The 18,689-nt window shown below is 36.8% G+C and carries 13 protein-coding genes; 4 read left to right on the top strand and 9 right to left on the bottom strand.

All coding sequences use genetic code 11. From position 1 onward, the window contains the following. Positions 1 to 109: 109 nt before the first annotated feature. Positions 110 to 787: a ClpXP adapter SpxH family protein gene (locus tag AB3I20_RS05055; RefSeq protein ID WP_071868925.1), complete on the top strand. Its 678-nt coding sequence runs from the start codon at positions 110 to 112 to the stop codon at positions 785 to 787. A gap of 198 nt (positions 788 to 985) precedes the next feature. On the opposite strand, the gene pepF is transcribed toward AB3I20_RS05055, so the two are convergent. The 4 genes from pepF to spxA form a co-directional block, all read right to left on the bottom strand. Next, a complete protein-coding gene (gene pepF / locus AB3I20_RS05050; RefSeq protein WP_368027049.1) occupies positions 986 to 2,797 on the bottom strand; it encodes an oligoendopeptidase F in 1,812 nt (603 codons plus the stop codon). 109 nt (positions 2,798 to 2,906) lie between these two features. Next, positions 2,907 to 3,923: a competence protein CoiA gene (locus AB3I20_RS05045; protein WP_368027048.1), complete on the bottom strand. Its 1,017-nt coding sequence runs from the start codon at positions 3,921 to 3,923 to the stop codon at positions 2,907 to 2,909. Positions 3,924 to 4,136: 213 nt separating this feature from the next. Beyond that, entirely contained in the window at positions 4,137 to 4,793 is a 657-nt protein-coding gene (locus tag AB3I20_RS05040; RefSeq protein WP_071868922.1) for an adaptor protein MecA, read from the bottom strand. Between the two features lie 291 nt (positions 4,794 to 5,084). Further along, positions 5,085 to 5,483 (bottom strand): transcriptional regulator SpxA, encoded by a 399-nt coding sequence (gene spxA / locus AB3I20_RS05035; RefSeq protein WP_067483021.1) that lies wholly within the window; start codon positions 5,481 to 5,483, stop codon positions 5,085 to 5,087. Between the two features lie 768 nt (positions 5,484 to 6,251). Here spxA and AB3I20_RS05030 point away from each other — a divergent pair. Beyond that, positions 6,252 to 6,959: an HAD family hydrolase gene (locus AB3I20_RS05030; RefSeq protein ID WP_067483023.1), complete on the top strand. Its 708-nt coding sequence runs from the start codon at positions 6,252 to 6,254 to the stop codon at positions 6,957 to 6,959. A gap of 110 nt (positions 6,960 to 7,069) precedes the next feature. Here AB3I20_RS05030 and AB3I20_RS05025 read toward each other — a convergent pair whose 3' ends face one another. The 4 genes from AB3I20_RS05025 to AB3I20_RS05010 form a co-directional block, all read right to left on the bottom strand. Then, entirely contained in the window at positions 7,070 to 10,264 is a 3,195-nt protein-coding gene (locus AB3I20_RS05025) for a DEAD/DEAH box helicase (protein WP_095803834.1), read from the bottom strand. A gap of 16 nt (positions 10,265 to 10,280) precedes the next feature. Further along, positions 10,281 to 13,433: an AAA family ATPase gene (locus tag AB3I20_RS05020; protein WP_368027047.1), complete on the bottom strand. Its 3,153-nt coding sequence runs from the start codon at positions 13,431 to 13,433 to the stop codon at positions 10,281 to 10,283. A gap of 6 nt (positions 13,434 to 13,439) precedes the next feature. Next, positions 13,440 to 14,558, bottom strand: a complete 1,119-nt coding sequence (locus AB3I20_RS05015; protein ID WP_067483029.1) for an exonuclease SbcCD subunit D — start codon at positions 14,556 to 14,558, stop codon at positions 13,440 to 13,442. A gap of 152 nt (positions 14,559 to 14,710) precedes the next feature. Further along, a complete protein-coding gene (locus AB3I20_RS05010; protein ID WP_067483031.1) occupies positions 14,711 to 15,328 on the bottom strand; it encodes a 1-acyl-sn-glycerol-3-phosphate acyltransferase in 618 nt (205 codons plus the stop codon). 132 nt (positions 15,329 to 15,460) lie between these two features. On the opposite strand from AB3I20_RS05010, the gene AB3I20_RS05005 reads away from it, so the two are divergent. Further along, a complete protein-coding gene (locus tag AB3I20_RS05005; RefSeq protein WP_071868919.1) occupies positions 15,461 to 16,195 on the top strand; it encodes a tRNA1(Val) (adenine(37)-N6)-methyltransferase in 735 nt (244 codons plus the stop codon). Then, positions 16,185 to 16,460 carry a GIY-YIG nuclease family protein gene (locus tag AB3I20_RS05000; RefSeq protein WP_075491245.1) on the top strand — a complete coding sequence of 92 codons (276 nt, stop codon included), beginning with the start codon at positions 16,185 to 16,187 and terminating at the stop codon, positions 16,458 to 16,460. Before AB3I20_RS05005 ends, AB3I20_RS05000 begins: the two co-directional genes overlap by 11 nt. Positions 16,461 to 16,541: 81 nt before the next feature. Here the strand turns inward: AB3I20_RS05000 and AB3I20_RS04995 are convergent, their stop codons facing one another. Beyond that, the gene (locus AB3I20_RS04995) at positions 16,542 to 18,521 is read right to left on the bottom strand and encodes an acyltransferase family protein (RefSeq protein ID WP_368027046.1); all 1,980 of its coding nucleotides are present in this window, start codon (positions 18,519 to 18,521) and stop codon (positions 16,542 to 16,544) included. Positions 18,522 to 18,689: the final 168 nt, after the last annotated feature.

Below are 18,689 nucleotides of genomic sequence, written 5' to 3'. Positions count from 1 at the left end.
ATTTTCACAAGGCGCATGAGTTCATTTTTTGCGCCTTTTCTGTTAAGTTATAGTCTGTGGATGAAAGTATTCACTAATTATATAGAATCTATTTTTGGGGGAGATTCATATGATCGAAATTTATCTTTTCGTGAACCCTTTGGGGAAATACTGTTTTAATATGGAACGGCAGCTGTTACAGTTCATCGAAGAAGAATATGGGACGACAAATCTAAAAAACAAAAAAGTTCAATTTCGTTTTTTACCTTTAGTTAACTTGCAGACAATCGGGGATGTCATGCAAACACGAGGCATTGATCGTCAAGATTTAGAAGAACGTAACAATTTATTTTCAACAATCTACTCTGCATCACTTGATTGTAAAGCTGCACAGTTTCAAGGAAAGAAAAAAGGACGTCAATTTTTGATTAAATTGCAAGAAGCTGTAGGCTGTAAAGATATTCCTTATTCACAAGCTTTATCTGAGGAACTTTTTGCGTCTATTGGTGGAGATTTAGCAATGTTCAAAGAAGACCGTCAATCTGAATTTGTAAAGGAAGCTTTTTTCTCTGATCAGAAAATCGCTCGAGAGATGGGGATTACCAAACATCCTTCCGCGGTTGTTTATAACTACGCATATGATTGTGATTTCGGCGTTTTAGTCGAAGGGACAAATACTGTTCACCGTATTCAAGAACTTTGTAAAGTAACTGATGAATCCTATCAAATTTTTACTGGTCAACAATTACATACAACTGGTTCAAAATTTACAACTGGCGCAAGCCACTTATCTTTACTTTCAAATTAACTTTTATTCAAAACAAATAAGATCTATTTAACATCCAAGACAGATTGAATATTCTGTTTTGGATGTTTTTTATTTCACTAAAAATAAAGAGCCTCGACAAAAGTCGAGACTCTTTATTCAGCTTCATAAATTCTTTTTTTGTATCTGCACACGAAAAATTCGTTTTCTCATTTGAAACATTCTTTACCCTCTTGATTTTTATAACTCATCAATCAATGCTTCTAATTCATCCAAACGTTTTTCAAACATCGCCATTGCATCTTCAATATAAGCTGCTTGCGTCATATCAACACCTGCTTTTTTCATTACTTCCACTGGATAATCGCTGTTTCCTGCTTTCAAATAAGCTAGGTAGTTACCTAACGCATCTGGTTCTTTCGCCCAGATTTTCTTCGCTAATGCAGACGCTGCAGAAAAACCTGTCGCATATTGGAAAACATAGTAATTATAATAGAAATGTGGAATCCGTGACCATTCATATTTGATTTCTGGATCTTCTTCTACTGCTGGTCCGTAATATTTTGCATTTAATTTTCCATAACTTTCACTTAAATATTCACTTGTTAATGGCACACCTTTTGCGTCTTCAACATACATAAAATGTTCAAATTCAGCAAATTGTGTTTGACGGAAAATTGTTCCTTTGAAACCATCCAAATAATGATTTAACACGTATGCACGCACACGAGGATCTGTTTCTGTTTCCAACAAATACTCAGTCAAAATATTTTCATTTGTTGTCGAAGCAATCTCTGCCAAGAAAATTGAATAATCTCCATAAACATAAGGTTGGTTTGAACGAGTAAAGAAACTATGCACGCTATGACCCATTTCATGAACTAAGGTAAATAATTGATCTAATGTATCATGCCAATTCAACAAAATGTATGGTTTCGTATCATAGCTTCCTGAAGAATACGCTCCGCTGCGTTTTCCTTTGTTTTCAACCACATCGATCCAACGATCAGCAAATGCTTCTTCAACAACTGCCATGTACTCTTCACCCATTGGCTGTAAAGCTTCTAAGGCTTTTGCTCTTGCATCCTCATAAGAAAACTTGATTGGCGCTTCCCCTAATACCGGAGTATACAAATCATACATGTGTAGTTCTTCAACATTTAATAAACGTTTACGCAATTCCATATAACGATGTAATAATGGCAAATGCTTATTCACTACTTCAACCAATGTATCATATACACTTTCAGGCACATGGTTGTTGCTTAAAGAAGCTTCACGAGCAGAATGATAATGACGTGCTTTCGCTTTAAAATTGTACCCTTTGATGTGTGCACTCAAAGTCGAAGCAAAAGTATTCCTAAATTGTTCATATACTTCATATAGTCCTTTAAATGCCGCTTCACGTACAGAACGGTCTGTACTTTCTAACAACTGACCATAGCCCCCATGAGAAAGTTGGATTTTTTCGCCATTTTCTCCTGTTATAGTTGGAAAAACTAAATCAGCATTATTCAATACGGAAAATGTACTACTTGATGCACCAAAAATTTCTCCAGCACCAGCTAAAAGTGCTTCTTGATCAGCCGATAAGACGTGCGCACGATTATCTACCATTTGCTGAACAAAATGGCGATAGATTTCTAATTTTGGCTCTTCTTCAAAGTAACTCCAAATCGTTTCATCTGATAATTGGAGAACTTCTGGTTCCAACCAAGAAACTGATTCACCCACTTTTGCCATTAAGCTACCCGCACGTGAATGCAAAGCTTGATATGTCGTGTTTGCAGTATCTTGATCATTCTTCAAATGAGCGTAAACGTACAACACTTCAATTTTACGATAAACATCTAAAACAAACTCAAGCGCATTCAAAAATGCGGTTGCGCCGTTAGCTAGCGTTCCCTTATACTTTTCTGCCTGTGTCAGTTCCTCAGATAGTTCTTGATATTTTTCGTCAAATTCTTGATCATTTGCAAAAATTTTCGTCAAATCCCAAGTTAAATTTTCAGATAGTTCTTCGCGATTCGGTAATTGGGTTGTTTCACTCATGAAATCGACTCCTTTTTCTTAATCTTTCTTCATCTTATCACAAATTTTCTCAGACAAAAGCTTCTTGCTTAAATTCGTCTAAATATTCTAACAAAAGTTTTTTAACTTTTTAGTTATCCACTTTCTTTTTCCATAGGTCACAACACTCTTCAAAAAATCGCCAATACATTTGTTCTTTCGAAATCAATGGAAACAACCACTCTGGGGCCACGTCTTCAAGCTTTTCACGCCAGCAAAGATAATGAAGCAGTCGTTTTTCCTGCAACGTTTCCTCAAATAGTACTCGATACACAAGCACGTTTGTCCCAAAGAAAAAGAAAAATGCACTTTGCTGATAGATCCATGAGGAAAGATAGAGAAGATGCTTTCCTCTCATATAACAAAACTCTTGAACTTGCAAAAGAGCATCTTGTTTCCGGCGCAATTGCCAATCAAGTTCCTGATAAATTTCTTTTTTAGCTCGACTAGCAACGATTTGTGTGTCACTAACCAACTGATTGGTCAGAATCTTAGTTAAAGAACAAGTATAAAATGACCACTCCATTACCCGATAACTGATTTCCTGAGCGACAGACAACGTCAACTCATGATAAAGATACAACTTTCCTGTGTGTCTATCCACCGCCCAAAAATGAACATGACGTTGCTCGTCATAGCGGCAAGCACCTTTCATTAATTGTGATAATTTGGGGCCTGCTAACAACTTTTTGTTAATCAAACTACTGCTAAGAATCCACCAAACGGTGAACTGCTTACGCTGATAATTCGTTGTCCGTTCAATAAATCGTGAATAAGCTAATGGTGAACATTGGATCTCAAATGCAAAATTTTCGCTAAGTAAATCTGGTCTTTGGGCTAATTCAGACAAATAAGGTTCTATTTCTACCTGTTCAGCGAATTTTTTTAACCATTGATAGAAGACTTCTTTCAGGAATACATGCTCCTCTGATTCTGCTTCGCTAAAAACTTGACATACACTACTTTTCTTATGTGCAAAATGTGCACGAACTTGCTTTCCTTGTTTTAAAATCACCGGCAACCGACAGCCTGGACAAAAATAAATTTCTTGTTTCACAGCTTGACTAGCAATGAATCTTTTTCCATATTGATTGATTGCACACAACATTGTACTCTCCCTTTTTTGTTTCTCAAAAAAAGTTACGCGATTTTCAATGATTTTTTTTACAAAAAAAAGAAACTGGGACAAAACTAAAAATCCAGTCGTTCTTAATCTATTTTTCAATCAAAAAAAGCCTAAAATCTACGTTTTCAACAACGAGTTTTAGGCTTTTTTTCATTTAGGCTGCTTTTACCTCAGCTTCTTTTTCAATGACAATATTTAGTTGAAATAAAATCTAGTGCGTTCAATCGCATTTCGTTCCATTAAACATTTTCCATGCTCACTCAACGCGTCTGCAGTTCGATCACTCTTCTTAGAAAATTCAAGAATTCTCGCAATTTGATTTTCTACATCTGCTTGGTTAAGATTTTCGAGCCAAAAATGTACCGATAAATAATACTTTTCGTCAAACAAATATAAATCTGTCCAAGCAGACTCTAATCGCACATCTTGAGCCAACTGAATCATTTGTTCAAAATCATCAAACACAAAAATCGCACGACTCTCATCTGCTTTTACAGGCTCATCTTCCGCATCTTTGGGTTCATCATAATCATCCATCATTTGCTGGCGCAAGAACTCACTAACATCATCTGAGTCAATCGGACCATCGTGTGCTTGAATCATTTCTTCATCAGGCAAATTCTTACTAATAAATAATTCTAGCCCATCACCCTTTGGCAAAACTTGGAAAGTCACAGCTTCGCTTCCACGAAATTCTTCTTCGATATCGACTTCTTCTAAAATACTATAGAAGAAATTCTCTATCTCCTTGTGATTACCCAACAAATCTAAAAAAGAAACACCTCGTTCTTCTAAATCTTCATGACCAATCAATACGCGGATGGTATTTTCATTGATATGTTCCATTTCCATTTCGCAACACCTCACTTTGCCGCAACGGTTAATATAGCTTCATTGTAGCGAAAACCAGTTAAATGTAAAGAAAAACCTTACTTTACCAATAGAAAGTTAAAAAATTTTTCTTTATTGAAACAGCTACTGAAACAATCACCCTACGCTATTTTTTATAATTGTGTAATGATTTCTTATCTAATCACAAATAAATAACCATAATCCTTGAACTAAAAATATCAGCCAAATTTTTTATTATAACAAAAAACTTGGAAGACCATCTACAGACAGTCTTCCAAGTTTGATAATCTTTTATAATCCAGCCATTAACTGGGCCTGACGTAACTCTAATTGGCGAACATCGCGTGGTAAGAAACGGCGAATTTCATCTTCATTGAAGCCAACTTGCAAACGTTTGTCGTCAATCATAATTGGACGACGAAGCAATCCAGGGTTTTTTTGAACTAAGTCTAGTAGCTCTGGCAATGGTAGCTCATCTAAATCCATATTTAACTTTTGAAATACCTTTGATCGCGTTGAAATAATTTCTTCTGTACCATCTTCTGTCATTTGTAAAATAGCTTTTAATTCAGCGCTATTCAACGGTTCAGAGAAAATATTACGCTCAACAAATGGGATTTGATGCTCTTGCAGCCACGCACGAGCCTTTCTACAGGATGTACAACTTGGGGAAGTATATAGTGTTAACAACGTGCACCACTCCTTTTCGTGAAAATCATCACATTTTTGTAACAGAAGACTCATTTCATCTTCCATCTGTTTCTATTATACCTAATCGCAAATTAAATAGCTACCTTTTTTTATACATTTTTTTTCAAAAATGAATGTTATCTAAGGTTTTTTTACAGTTAAAGCAAGGTTTTTCATTTTGATACACATTTGAAAATGAGAAAACTCCAATCGTTTTGCAATTTTATTGCAAAATTAAACAGCCTGAAAAACTGTACTATTTTAAAATCACTAAAGCAAAAAGAAATCGGATACATTAGATCAAACATGTTTTTTATTCCTACGAAATCAATTAAGCCTATTCAGCAGTCGATAAAAAAAGTTTAACATAACGCCTATTTCATCTGTACTAAATAACAACACTGTTAACATAAAAAACAAGTAATTAAAATTATTCTAAATTAAAAACAAAGATAGTGTTATTTAAAGTTTCCTGCAAAATTTTGCTACTGTATCAAAATTTGATTTCTAAACAATTTCTTTAGATTTAAAAGAAAAATTATCTCTCAAAAAAATCTCAAAAAAGCTTAATTGATTGTTCTAGTCATCTTTTTCTTTTTTTATATCATTTTTGGTGAAAAAAACTGAAATTTAAAAACGTTGCTACAACAACAACTAGAAAATACAGTAATAAAAACCTTTATTATCAACGTTTATCGAGATTTTTTTCTGATACAATGATGAAGGATTTGTGAAAAAAACAAATGAAAATCGAAAGGCGTGTAAGATTTGATTAAAGCTGTTGTATTTGATGTTGACGATACAATGTATGACCAACAACAACCATTTAAAAATGCGGTGAATAAAGTGGTTCCGCTGGTTTCAGATGAAGATATGCATCCATTATATATTCGTTTCCGTCATCATAGTGATGAAAACTTCCCAAAAGTGATGGCTGGGGAATGGACATTAGAATATATGCGGGCACATCGGATTAGCCAGTCGCTAAAAGATTTAGACTATCCACATATTACTGAAGAAGATGGTTTGTTTTTCCAAAAAGTATATGAAGACGAACTAAACAATATTTGTCTACATGATGAGGTTCGCAAAACACTTGACTTTCTAAAAGAAAAACACGTACCTATGGGTATTATCACGAACGGTCCAACAGATCACCAATCAAAAAAATTAAGCCAACTACAATTAGCAAATTGGATTCCAACTAAAAATATGATTGTTTCTCAAGCAACTGGTTTTCAAAAACCTGAAAAAGAAATTTTCCAATTAGCAGCCGCAACATTTTCAATGGAACCAGCAGAAACACTCTACGTTGGTGACAACTATGACAATGACGTTCTTGGCGCGCATCGTGCAGATTGGCATTCTCTTTGGTTTAATCACCGTGGAAGAACGATTGATACAACACCTGTTTCAGACATCGAAATTAGTTCATTCGATCAATTACTTGAAACAATGGAATCTGTCTTTGCTTAATCAAGTTAAAAATACTCAGGACAAGTAGTTTGTCCTGAGTATTTTTGTTAGCAAAAAATTAGGCAAATTTTTTCTCAAAAAACGGATTAAATCCGCACTTTTTTTGAGTCCTACTCTTCCAATTCACCCACACTTAAAATCATGCGAATATCGTCTTCCGTTAACTTCGTCAATTGTTCTTCGTTTCCTTGAATTACTTTTTGGAACAATTCTCGTTTTTCTTTTTGTAAAGAGTTCATTCGTTCTTCAATCGTTCCTTCAGCAATCATTCGCCAAACTTCCACCACGTTTTTCTGACCAATGCGGTGTGCCCGTCCGGCTGCTTGTTCTTCGATTGCGGGATTCCACCACAAATCGTACAAGATAACGGTGTCTGCTCCTGTCAGATTTAGTCCGGTCCCACCAGCTTTCAATGAAATCAAAAAGACATCTCGCTCACCGTCATTGAAAGCATCAACCATTGTTAAACGATCTTGTGGTTTTGTACTTCCACGTAAATAGAAAGTTGTCATTCCTAGCTCTGCCAGCTCTTCTTCCAAGATGCTCAACATCCCAGTAAATTGAGAGAAGAGTAATACACGTCGGTTGTTTTCTTTGGCAGCTACTAACATATCTTTCACTTGTTCTAATTTTCCTGACCCACCTTGATAATCATCAATAAACAAGCGTGGATCACAACAAATTTGGCGTAAGCGTGTTAAGCCAGCTAAAATTCCAATCCGATTTTTCTTAAATGCTTCTGCATCCATTGAAGCTACTTCTTCACGCATTTGGCGCAAATAAGCAAGATAAACCGTTTTTTGTTCTTCTGTTAAAGCAGAATATAAATTCATTTCCGTTTTTTCTGGCAAATCTTGAAGCACCGTTTGCTTATCTCTTCTCAAGACAAACGGACGAATCATTTGTGCAATCTCTTCTGTCGAAAGTTCTCTGAATTTCGTTCGATTTGGAAAGAAACCAGGCATGATTGTCGCAAATAATGACCATAGTTCTTCTAAATTATTTTCAATTGGTGTTCCACTCAGTGCAAATCGTTGTGGAACTTGTAGTTCTCTCAAGGCTTGCGCCGTTTTCGTACTACTATTTTTTACCATTTGTGCCTCATCTAAAACCAAATATTGAATCGACATTTCTTGATAATCAGCAACGTCTTGTCGCAAACTTGCATAAGAAGTTACGCGAATATCAACGTCATTTTTAAGAAGTGTTTCCCGTTCTTTTTTATTTCCATTTATCACTTGAACACTTAAAGAAGGCGCAAATTTTCTGATTTCTGCTTGCCAATTATAAATCAGACTTGCAGGAGCAACAATCAGTGCAGATAACCCATTCTTTTCTTCTTTTTCTGAAAGTAAAAAAGCGATTGTTTGTAGCGTTTTACCTAGCCCCATCTCATCAGCTAAAATTCCACCAAATTGATAATGACCGAGCATTTTTAACCACTGGAACCCTTGTCTTTGATAATCGCGCAATTTCGCATTCAGTCCCTCAGGTAACGCCACTTCATAGTTTTCTGGTTGGATCAGATCTTGTACCATTTTTTTGAAAGAATCGCTAAAGGTTGTTCGACTTCCTGATAATTGGCTTTGAACAATCAGACCTTGATTTTTAGGTACATGGATTGTTCCTGCTTCCGAACGAATTGATTCTCTTAACTGACGCAAAACCTCACTTGTTTGTTGAAATTCTTCTGAGTCAAAAGATAAAACTTGTCCATTTTCCAACGTGTAGAACGCATCATTGCGCAACAAACTTTGTAGCACATGATCGATCTCTTTTTCCTGGATTCCTGTGACATCAAACCGGATATCTAACCATGAACCTGTTTCAGTCACTTCGATTTGCGGTTGGTGCTTTTGAGCATCTAAATATAATTCACGTAATTTTTTTCCAATTCGTACTTCACCGAACTGGCGAAAAACAGCTAATTCTGTTCTGAAAAATGCGTATAATTCTTCCCCCGCAGGCAACACCCGCTCATAACCTGTTTCATTTTCTTGATAGTGATACATCTTGAATAAGTCAATCACTCGTTGTTCTTGTGCTTGATCTCGTAAAATTTCACGAGAAGAGTCTGATTGTACTTCATGCTTCTCATCAGTTGAATAAATGACATCTTCATAAATAAAATCAATTCGCGCTTGAATTTTCCCTTTGGATTTCCGGAAGAAAAACACGAATTCAACAGGGATATCTGCAACTTCCGATTCCACCTCTTCTGTCACTTCCACTTCTGCAATTTGGGTTAACAGAGGTAACAGTTCTTTAAAAAGTGAAGAAAGTTGTTGTTTTTCAAATCTGACTTGAGGTGTTTCAAAACGCTTCATTAGTTGTTGCCAGGTAAGATAGATGGTTTGCTGTTGTTTCGTTAAGGAATAGAACGTTCCTTGCATCATTCCCCATTGATAGTGAGTAAAAAATAAATCAAATGTATTTTCAGCACGTAATAGATACGCATCTTCTTCTTTAACTACTTTAAAATGCAGTGGCTTTTCTTGATCTGAAAATTCAATTCCCTGATACGTTTGTTGATCAATTATCACTTGTAAACGGGTTGTTTGATTCATCTGCTCCAACAAATATTTTGCTTGCTCTACGGGTAACATCAAATATCGCTTATCTAATTTTCCTTTGACTTGTAGACCGCTGACACCCAGTAGTTGTTGGGTTTGTGCCGTTCCAGCGAATAAGCTCAAAATCGTTTGATCTTCTCCTTGAAACGCGCGTTTATTCAATTCAAATTGATATTGTTTATTTACGGTGTAAGCTTCATTTTCGGTATAAGCTTGCAAAAAATCATAAATATTTTTGACAATATAGGTTTTCTTAGGTGCTTTTAAGTAGCCGATTCTCAAAGAAACTGCTAGTAATGATAGTTCTGGATGGTATTGATTTGTTTCAATCGCTTCAACTTGATACTCGACAATTAACGGTTGAATCGCACGCGTTGCTTGTTTCGTTTGTAAACGCGCAAATCCCTTAGTTAAAATCTCGCCCTCGCTAACTGTTCGAACTGGTTCAAGCATTGGCTGGTCTTTTCTCATCACTCGGGAAACATTTTTCGAACGTAGATATAATTCAACAGCCACCGTATGCTTACAATAATGATGCTCTTCCCAATAAGGACATTGGCAATAATCAACTTCCTTTGCTGTGCCATCTAAATCGACCATGTACAATTCGCTACCTAATACTTCAGCATGCCATACGATATTTTCTTGATCAGGAACAACCGATAACACTCGACCTTCTTGCAAGTATTTGCGTCCGCGTTCAATCACTTTTTCCGGAATACTCCATTTCATCGTTATCAATCTCCCTTTATCCAAGATGATAGCGAACGGTACTTTGTCCACTACCTTTTGCATCAATTCTTATTTGTTGTAACACTCGTTCTTTTAGTTCTCTGACGTGACTGATGATTCCTATCATCCTTCCTTCGCTTTCAATCGTTTCCAAAGCTTCCATTGCCATTTCTAGTGCTTCCTCATCTAATGAGCCAAAACCTTCATCGATAAATAACGCCTCAACGGTAATTCCGCCTGACTGTGCCTGAATGACTTCGGCTAACGCTAATGCTAACGAGAGAGCAGCAATGAAACTTTCTCCTCCAGACAAGGTGTGCGCACTTCGCGTCATCCCAGCTTCGTCATCATACACGTTGATTTCCAATCCAGTTTTGCCACGATAGCTCCCAACTGAATCGGCTAACTCAAACTGATACCGATTTTTCGTTAGACGTTGTAAATGAGTATTGGCAACTTGGAGTACTTCTTGTAAGTACACTTGAAGTACATATCTTTCTAAACTGATTTTTTTCACGTTTTCCCCATTGATTGTTTGCGAAAGCTGTTGTAGCTGTGCCAACTCATCCAGTTGCTTTTGACTTGTTTGATAAAGTGCTGCAAATTCCGTCACAATCGCTTGATTATTTTCTTGTTGCTCTTGGATTTTATAAAGTGCCGTTTGCTGTTCTTCAATTACTTGCTTTCCTTGCGCAATCTGTTCAGCTAAATGGGTATCCTCTGGCACTTCAACTGACAAATCCACCGACTCTAGTTGTGCTAGTTTCGCCTTCGTAATCAATTGGTCTTCTTGATATGTTGCGACAATCGTTTTGTACTCCTCATATTCAACTTGTTGCTGAGCAAAAGACACTCCTTCATCTGCTGAATTAAAATACTCTTGTTCGGCTAACAAATCCTGAATTTTTGCTTCTGTTTTCATTTGTTTGACAGCCAATTTTGCTAATTGTTCTGTTACTTGACTAAGTTGCGCTTTCGTTAACTCAATGGATTGATTGAGTTTATCTCCGACTGCTTTTTCTTGAGCTAATTGTTTACTTTGCTCTTCTATCTGTTGAGCCAGCTGCTGGACAACTTCTTCCAGTGTATCAATTTCAACTGTTGCTAATTGTTTCTTCAATGTTTCCATTTGACCAATACTGTGCTGGTGTTTCGCCAATAAATCTGTCTGAATTTTTTGTTGTTCTTCAACTGCTTGGCGATTTTTTTCAAGTTTTGCTTGCAGGGCTACTTGCTCAATCTTGGCTTTTGCCAACGTTTGCTCTTCTTGAATTATTTTTTGTTCAATCTTACTGAACAAATCTGATATTTGTTCACTGGTAATCGTTATGTTTGATGCATCCTCGGCCAAAGGAAAATCTTGTAATGATTCACTCAATGCTTGTTCACAAGTTGTTACTTTTATCAATGAATCAGCTAACTCTTTTTCTTCTTTTGCCAATTGTTGTTCAAGTTTAGCTACGTACGCTTCATTTTGACCATGACGTTGGTTTAATGATTCTGCATAGGCTTCCGCATCTGCTAGCTCTTTTTCTAGCTGTTGTACAGCTTGTTGTTCAGGTACTTCATGACTGGTATTTTCTAGAGGATGTTCTACTGAACCGCAGACAGGACAAGGTTCCCCTGGCAAAAGTAATAATTGCAATCGAGCAATCTGCTGTTTCGCCCACTGACTTTTAAGTTGGGCAATCTTCACTTGATGTTTTTTTCGTTTCTCTTGAATTTCTGTGGCTTCACTACTTAACTGAGCTAGTTGTTTCTGGCTCTTTGTTTTTTGTTGGTCAAGTTTTTGTGTCACTTGTTGTGCACTTTCCCACTCTCTTTTTTGTTGCTGCAAGTTTGCGAATGCAAGCTGTTGCTTTGCTAGTTCTTCTTGTGTTGCTAGTAGTTGCGTTATTTCTTGTTGGCGTATATTCAATACCCCTTGTTGCTGTTGAAAGTCCTTTAACTGTTGTGTAGCGACGGCTAGTTCTTCATCGATCAATCGAAGTGATTTGCCTTGTTCGGTGTATTCTTTGACACGAGGAAGTAATGTTTTCTTTTCTTGATAGTCATCATTTAACCGTTCAATTGCTTTTTGCAAGTTTTGCCGTTCTTCGACTTTTTCTTTCCACTGCGTGAGTTCTTCTTGTAACTCGTCCAACAGCTCTTTCTGCTTTAATTCATCTTCAAGAAGCAATTTCCGTTCATTTTCGTATTCTTTGTTATGTGATACAGGATCAAGCAAACGTTGTCCAAACTCATAATAACGAATCCATTGTTTTTTTTCTGTTATTTCGTCTTGCATTTCAAGCAAATTCCCCATTTTTTCGAGTAACGTTTGCTTTTCCGCTCTTTGTTTTTGTACCGATTGGATTTGGTAATACTCTTTTTCTAGCTTTCCTTGAACAACTTGCTCTTTTTTCAACTGTTGTTGAACGAGTTGGATTTTCTCTGCTAACACTTGCTGTTCTTTTGTCCAATACTGCATCACTTCTTCAAAGCTCAGTTCAGAAAAATCTCGTTCTTCTAGAGAAACAAAACGTTTTTGTAAAAGCAATAATTCTTGTTCTAAGTAATCAAGCGTTTTTTGTTGTTTCTTGGCTTTTTCTTTTAAAATTTCATTGAACTGTTGGAAAATCTGCGTACCAAATAAATTACGGAGTACTACTTCCTTTTCGCTACTAGATGAAATCAAAAAATTACGAAATTCCCCTTGCGGCAATAGTACGATTTGTGAAAATTGCTTAGCATCTAAGTGCAAGAGTTCTTTAATCAGCTCGTCGACTTCCCCGCGTTTCGTTAACTGACGCACTTCTTTTCCTGATTCGTTAAAAATTGTTAAGGAAACTTTCGCTGATTGCTTACGATTTCCGTCGCCTTTTAACTTAGCCAGCACTTGCTCAGGTTTGCGCGTGACTTCATAAGTTAGCTTCTGATGTTCAAACGAAAAAGTGACACTGGTTTCTTCTGCCGGTGTCGCAAATAATGAACGCATCTCTTTTCCCGAGCGCAGTCGCCCTGAAGTTTCTCCAAACAAAGCATAGGTCATCCCATCAAAGATTGTCGTCTTGCCTGCACCTGTTTTACCGCTAATCAAAAATAGTGGTGCTTCAGTCAAAAGCGAAAAATCAATGGTTTCATCAATAAAGGGACCAAAGTTTTTTAATCGTAATTTTTGTGGTTTCATCACTGATCATTCCATTTCCATTAGTTCTTGTAGAGTTTCTGTGAGCCACTTTTCTTGATGATCTGTCAGTGGTTCATCCGTTATTTCTTTAAAGAAAGTTGTCGCCATTGATTTCGGATCTTTCATTTCTACCGACTGTTTTGTCGTTATTGTATCCAGACGGCCGTTCACTCGTTCCACGCCTAAGATTCTTGGATATATTTTCCGCAACTGATTCATCATATTGGGGATGATTGTTCGGTCTGTTAAGTAGATTTGTGTGTAATTTTCCCGATTAACTGTTTGGTAAAAAGCTGGGCTCAATAGTTCTTTAAAATTTGCTTGTAGTTCTTGAATATCATGAAGAGGTGTTAATTCACGGAAAGTCAATTGTAAACGATCATTCAAATCAACTATCCAGACACCTTTTTTCTGATTGATTTCTGATAAAGAAAACTTCAACGGTGAGCCACTGTAGCGTGCATTTTCTTGGTGCAAAGCCGCTTGATTATGCAAATGACCCAATGCAACATAGTCAAAATCTTTCAGCAAGTCGCCAGACACTGCATCTAAACCACCGACTTCAATCTTTGTTTCTGAATCAGATTTTGAGCTTCCCGTTACAAAAAAGTGACTGACTAATACTTGTTTTTTATTTGGTTCAAATAGCGTCTGCATTTTTTCAACGACTAAAGTCATTGCTTGTTGAATCGTACGAATTTCATCGTCTTCAAAATATAAACGAGCAGCAATTGGTTCAAAGTAAGGTAACAAAAAGAACTGTGTGTCACCAAACGTAATCGGTTGAAACGCTTCAGCAAACTGAGTGCGCAAGAAAAAATCAGATTGACTAAACCAAGGTGTCCCTGTCGACAATCGAATGCTACTATCGTGATTGCCAGAAATTGCGAAAATCGGAAATTTTTCTTCTAAATTCCAATCAATCATCAACTGATTAAACAACTCGACTGCTTCCGTCGCTGGCACGCTTCGATCATACAAATCACCTGCGATGATGATTGCATCAACTTGTTCCTCTTTTGCTACATTCAAAATATCTGAAATAACTTGCTTTTGTTCTTCAAGCAAATCATAGCCTTGTAATTTTTTTCCAATATGCCAATCGGCTGTGTGCAAGAAACGCATATACTCACCTCAAAAAAATGTCCTTCTAATGATTATAACACTTCCCAGAAGGTCGTAACAGAAATGTTTCACATCTCCTATATCCATAAAAAAACAGAGACGAAACAAAAAACTACGAAAAAATCAAAATTGATTTTCTCGTAGCTTCTCATTTATTTTATTTCATATTTAAAATCAGGATTTACTTCTTTGTCTAATTGATCAAACGCACCTTGTGTTCGACGTTCGACTTCTTCCAAACCTTCCTTATCCATTTTCTTAATGTCAGATAAGTCAATTGGTTCTCCAAACCGAACCGTTACACGTTTGCGCTTAAACAGATCCCCCAATGTCAATGGTCCTTGGTAAACAGCCGGAACGATTTTCACTTTTGCCATTTTAGCAATCAACGCCATCCCACCTTTCAACTCTGTCGCATGGCGCGTACCACTTGGAAACATGATTAGACCCAAGTCTGTTGATTTCAATATTTTTACAGGTGTTTTGATTGCGCTTGGTCCTGGTTTATCGCGTTTGACCGGAAAAGCATTCGCATGTGTCAAAATAAATCGTAAAATCGAATTTTTGAACAACTCTTCTTTTGCCATAAAGCTAAATTTCTTTGGTGCCGCCCCAACAGCCAGGTACAATGGATCCCACCAAGTGCGATGTGGCGCAACTAATATGTAATTCTCGTCTTTAGGCAACAATTCTTTATTTTCATAATGGGCATTGCCGTTGACTATCGCTAAGACAACTCGAACAACCCCGCGCATAAATCGATAAAACATAGACTCTTCCTTTCTCTTTGCTGAACATAGATAGTATGCCTAAAAAAATCTTCCTTGGCAAGCAAACTTGGTTCTTTTTAACAAACATAGTATAATACAAACGATTATTTTATTCACTTTGGAGGGAAACCCATGCTTCACGAAGACGAACGAATTGACCAATTATACGCAGAAGATATTAAAATTATCCAAAGTGCGCAAGTTTTTTCCTTTTCACTTGATGCTGTTTTACTCGCAAATTTTGCGCGTGTGCCGAAAAGAGGACAAATCGTCGACCTATGTGCTGGAAACGGTGCAGTCGGTTTATTTTTAAGTAGAAAAACGAATGCACAGATTGATTTGATTGAACTACAGCCTCGCTTAGCCGATATGGCGAAAAGAAGCGTTGTGCTTAACCATTTAGAAGACCAAGTCACTGTTCATACCACCGATTTAAAAAATAGTTTAGCAGTTGTTCGTCATAATTCTTGTGATCTTGTTGTCTGTAATCCACCCTACTTCAAAGGATTGCCCACAAACAAAAAAAATCCAAATGAACACTTAGCCATTGCGAGACATGAGATTTATACAACACTCAATGACGTTATCCAAATCTCTAGTAAACTTTTAAAGACAAACGGGCGCTTTGCAATGGTTCATCGACCTGAACGCTTTTTAGAAATTTTAGATGTCATGCGTGAACACCAAATCATTCCAAAACGCATTCGCTTTGTCTACCCAAAAGCTGGAAAAGATGCCAATATTTTATTGATTGAAGGTATCAAAGAAGGAAAATTAGACGGGTTTAAGGTTTCTTCACCACTTATCACTTATGATGAAGATGGTCAGTATACGCCAGAATTACGTGGTATGCTTTATGGAGACTAAGCATTATTTTTATGTTCTCGCTTGTAAGGACGACACTTTTTATGGTGGATATACAACCAACCTTGAGCGAAGACTTGCCGAGCATAACAACGGTACAGGCGCCAAGTACACTCGCTTACGTAAGCGTCGCCCTTTACAAATGATTCATGCAGAATGTTTTGAAACTAGAAGTGAAGCAACCAAAGCAGAGTCTGCCTTTAAAAAATTAACTCGAAAACAAAAAGAACTTTATTTAGACACGCATCTTTCCGTTGATCTTCCCTAAGGTGTAATGGGAAACACTTATTCTTATTCCTATTTAGAACAAAAAAAGACTTGAGATGAACCTTCATCTCAAGTCTTTTTCTTATTGTGCTGTATCTAAATCTTCTGATGTATTTGCCATCGAGGATGAAGTTGCGCCATTAGTTAAATCTTCACTGTCCTGATTCGTTGCCTCGTCAGTTACTTCTGAATCTTTCGTTAACTCACTGCTTGAACTTTTACCACCTAATAACGCTTGGCTAACAAAGTGCGCATAATGGATCATTCCTTCAGGGTTTGGATGAACTTGATCGTCGTAGAACCATTCATCGTGATCTTTGCTGTAGTCATACCAATCAATCAGGGTCATATTATCATATTTTTTCGCCATTTTAGCTAGCATATCATTTACATCATTTTGCCAGCGTTTAGTTGGTACTCGAACATTTACCCAGTAGACTTTGCGATCACCTATCGTGTCCATCACACTATCAAATTGCGTTTCTGAAAATGCACCATTAGTTCCTAAACCAACCAACACGGTATCTTTCAAGAGCTCTTGTTTTTTCAGTTCTTCAAGATAAGGTTCGCTCGTATAAAGCTGGCGTCCGACGTCACCGTCCACAACTACTTTAGGATAAATTTCTTTTAAGTCCGTGGCTGCATCAAGCATAACCGAATCGCCAAAAGCTGTCAGTTCCAGTTTTTGTGCTTTCTTTCCTTGTGCCTTAGTCAAATCATATTTATCCAAAACACTCTGATCAAGTGTTCCAGAAGCTTTGCCATTTTCTTCTTTACTTTTTTCTGCTAATTTTTTATTCGCAGCAATTTTTTCTTGTAACTGTTGTTGATCCGCTGTCACAGCATTCTTTGGCGCAATCGTAAAGCCAACTAATGCAATGATGACAACTAGTAAACCTGGAACTAGCCACGGCTTTTCAAGACTAAGAATTGGTTTTTGGAACCAGCCCTTAACAACTGAAAATGTTTTGCTATAATCAAAACGTGCCAATGGTCGTTCAATATAGCGATAAGACAATTCACTAATCAACAGAATCAAAGTTACTTCAATTAACGTGTGCATCAAGACGTGGTCGCCAATATTAGAAACTTTTGCCTCATAAAAAATCATCACAGGAAATTGGTAAAGATAGATGCCATAACTTCGCTTACCAACCCAAGTAAAGATTGGGTTCGTTAACCACCTATTCCAGCTTGCGCCAGGATGAGCTGTCACCGCAACTAACACCACACACAACAAGCTAACTAACAACATCCCACCGTAATAAACAAAGTCCATATGGTCATTGAAGAAAAAGAATGCTGAAACCAATAAGACAAACGAAATCAATCCAGCGATATTCAATGTCTTCTTCGCTTGTTTAGGTATCTCTTTTTTCAATCGTGTGCTTGGCCAAACAAAAGCCAACGCACAGCCGAGCCAAATCGAAAATAGTCGTGTATCTGTTCCATAATAAACACGAGTTGGATCTGCGCCAGGTGAATACAAAATCATCATCAGGATAGCTGAAATTCCCGACATTCCCAATACGGTGTAAAAAATCCATTTTTTCTTTCGAACTAAAGTCATCAGTACGACAAAGATAATTGGCCAAAACAGATAATTTTGTCCTTCAACTGCCAAAGACCAAATGTGAGTAAACGGTGATTCGTTGGCAAACCGATCAAAATAAGATAGCCCATTATTGATTTGCCACCAGTTATTCACATAAAACAAACTACTGATAACCGTGCCTCGCAAGTTATTTAACAAACCTCGCTGAAACAAAGTAATATACGCTGAAGCAGTAACTAATAAAAAGACTAAGCCCGGATAAAGTCGCTTCATCCTTCGAACATAAAACTGCCAAATATTTATTTTTCCATTTTGTTCCCATTCTTGTCGCAATAAATCGGTAATCAAATAACCAGATACCACAAAAAATATCGGTACGCCCAAATAACCACCTGTCATTACTCTTGGTAACAAATGATAGAGAATAACGCCCATTACGGCTAAAGAACGAATACCATCAAAGCCTGTGATATAGCGACTTTTTTTCAATCTTTTTTGTTTTTCCATTCAATCTTCCAACTTTTCATAAACTTTTTTCATTTGTAATATACGTTCATTATAAGAAAATAGCAAGACTTATTTAAACTTCTTGCCATCTTTTCTATCATCCCATAAAATTTGGCAAAAGAACAATGATTTCATCGACTTTAAGAAATTTTCAAAAGAAATAACGTA

Origin of the sequence: Enterococcus sp. C50, from assembly GCF_040887505.1 — a bacterium.
Taxonomy (GTDB): domain Bacteria; phylum Bacillota; class Bacilli; order Lactobacillales; family Enterococcaceae; genus Enterococcus_B; species Enterococcus_B thailandicus.
This window is presented reverse-complemented; position numbering and strand designations above follow the sequence as displayed.